This window comes from Streptomyces sp. SID1328 (assembly GCF_009865595.1).
Taxonomy (GTDB): Bacteria; Actinomycetota; Actinomycetes; order Streptomycetales; family Streptomycetaceae; genus Streptomyces; species Streptomyces griseoluteus.
On the sequence record NZ_WWKH01000808.1, the window covers coordinates 1 to 2,308 of the forward strand.

Here is a 2,308-nt window from a genome sequence, read left to right on the forward strand (position 1 = left end):
GCAGGCCCAGCCACATGTACGCCTGGCCCGGATCGCTGAACAGCCAGGCGGCGCCCTGGCCCGGCTTGTCCAGCATCCCCGCCAGAATCCAGGCGCTGGTCGCCGCGAGCAGCCACACCAGCACATCGCTGCTGGAACCACGCGCCGCCCGCCACAGCAGGCCTTCGATGGCCAGCACCAGGTGCACGAACAGGATGGCCAGGACGCCCCAGCGGCCACAGGTGATCGCCACGGCAGAGCTGCCCACGCCGATCAGTACCGCCCACAGCCAGGTGTGCGTGAGGGTGCGGTGCCCGCCCGTGCGGCGCGCGTCGCCCGGCTTCCGGGTGGCCTTGTAGACGGCGTACGACAGCTTGTCGACGATCTCGCAGATCCAGCGGGACACCGGTCCGAAGGCCCGCGAGATGGTGGCCGCCTTGTGGTCCAGGTCGGGGGCGAGCGCGGCACCCGCACAGACCAGGGAACCCACCAGCAGGACCGGCCAGGGCATCGGGTACCCGAAGGCGGCGGCCGCCGCTCCGACACCGAGCCAGGCCGCGGCCCCCGACAGTGAGTGTGCTGGTCCCATCATGGCCGCGTCCCGCCCCATTCGTCGTGTGCCGCTGTCCAGTTGACCTGCGGTGCTGATGATCCGTCGGCGACACAGCGTAGCCTCCATGATCTTGACGCCCGCAGCCGATTCCCCGGTTGACGCCATGGGCAGGCAAGATGGGGGCGTGACCCTCATCGATCAGCTCCCGCGGACCGCCGACCCCGACGCCCTGTACGAAAACTTCGAGTCGTGGGCCAAGGATCGCGGCCTCACCCTCTATCCCCACCAGGAAGAGGCGCTGATCGAGGTGGTGTCCGGAGCGAATGTGATCGTCTCGACGCCCACCGGTTCCGGCAAGAGCATGATCGCCGCCGGCGCGCACTTCGCGGCGCTGGCTCGCGACGAGGTCACCTTCTACACCGCTCCGATCAAGGCCCTGGTGTCGGAGAAGTTCTTCGAACTGTGCAAGATCTTCGGCACCGAGAACGTGGGCATGCTGACCGGCGACGCCTCCGTGAACGCCGACGCGCCCGTGATCTGCTGCACGGCCGAGGTACTGGCGTCCATCGCGCTGCGGGACGGCAAGGACGCGGACATCGGCCAGGTCGTGATGGACGAGTTCCACTTCTACGCGGAGGGCGACCGGGGGTGGGCCTGGCAGATTCCGCTGCTGGAGCTGCCGCAGGCACAGTTCATCCTGATGTCGGCCACGCTCGGTGACGTTTCCTTCTTCGAGAAGGATCTCACCCGCCGCACCGGGCGCCCCACCGCGGTCGTCCGTTCGGCCACCCGTCCGGTACCGCTCTCCTACGAGTACCGGCTCACCCCGCTCACCGAGACGCTCACCGAGCTGCTGGAGACCCGGCAGGCTCCGGTGTACATCGTGCACTTCACGCAGGCGCAGGCCGTGGAACGGGCGCAGGCGCTGATGAGCATCAACATGTGCACCCGTGAGGAGAAGGACCGGATCGCCGAGCTGATCGGCAACTTCCGCTTCACCACCAAATTCGGCCAGAACCTCTCCCGCTACGTACGGCACGGCATCGGCGTCCACCACGCCGGCATGCTGCCCAAGTACCGGCGCCTGGTGGAGAAGCTGGCCCAGGCCGGTCTGCTGAAGGTCATCTGCGGCACGGACACCCTCGGCGTCGGCGTCAACGTGCCCATCCGCACCGTGCTGTTCACCGCCCTGACCAAGTACGACGGCAACCGGGTCCGCACGCTGCGGGCCCGCGAGTTCCACCAGATCGCGGGACGGGCCGGCCGCGCCGGCTTCGACACCGCCGGACTCGTCGTCGCGCAGGCCCCCGAGCACGTCATCGAGAACGAGAAGGCCCTCGCCAAGGCGGGGGACGACGCGAAGAAGCGCCGCAAGGTGGTGCGCAAGAAGGCGCCGGAGGGCTTCGTCGGCTGGACGGAGAACACCTTCGAGAAGCTGATCGCGTCCGAGCCCGAGCCGCTGACCTCGCGCTTCCGGGTGACGCACACCATGCTGCTGTCGGTGATCGCCCGGCCGGGCAACGCCTTCGAGGCGATGCGTCATCTGCTGGAGGACAACCACGAGCCGCGCAAGCAGCAGCTCCGGCACATCCGCCGCGCGATCGCCATCTACCGCTCGCTGCTGGACGGCGGCATCGTCGAGAAGCTCGACAAGCCGGACGCCGAGGGCCGCATCGTCCGTCTCACGGTGGATCTCCAGCAGGACTTCGCGCTCAACCAGCCACTGTCCACCTTCGCACTCGCGGCCTTCGAACTCCTCGACCCCGAGTCGCCGTC

The 2,308-nt window shown here is 68.5% G+C and carries 2 protein-coding genes; one reads left to right on the forward strand and one right to left on the reverse strand.

Annotated features, from left to right (window positions below):
• The coding region (locus tag GT030_RS25845) for a metal-dependent hydrolase (RefSeq protein ID WP_161203169.1) at positions 1-571 on the reverse strand (571 nt) is incomplete at its 3' end.
• Between the two features lie 145 nt (positions 572-716).
• Between GT030_RS25845 and GT030_RS25850 the strand changes: the two genes are divergently transcribed.
• Positions 717-2,308: DUF3516 domain-containing protein (locus GT030_RS25850; RefSeq protein WP_161203170.1), on the forward strand; the 1,592-nt coding region annotated here is incomplete at its 3' end.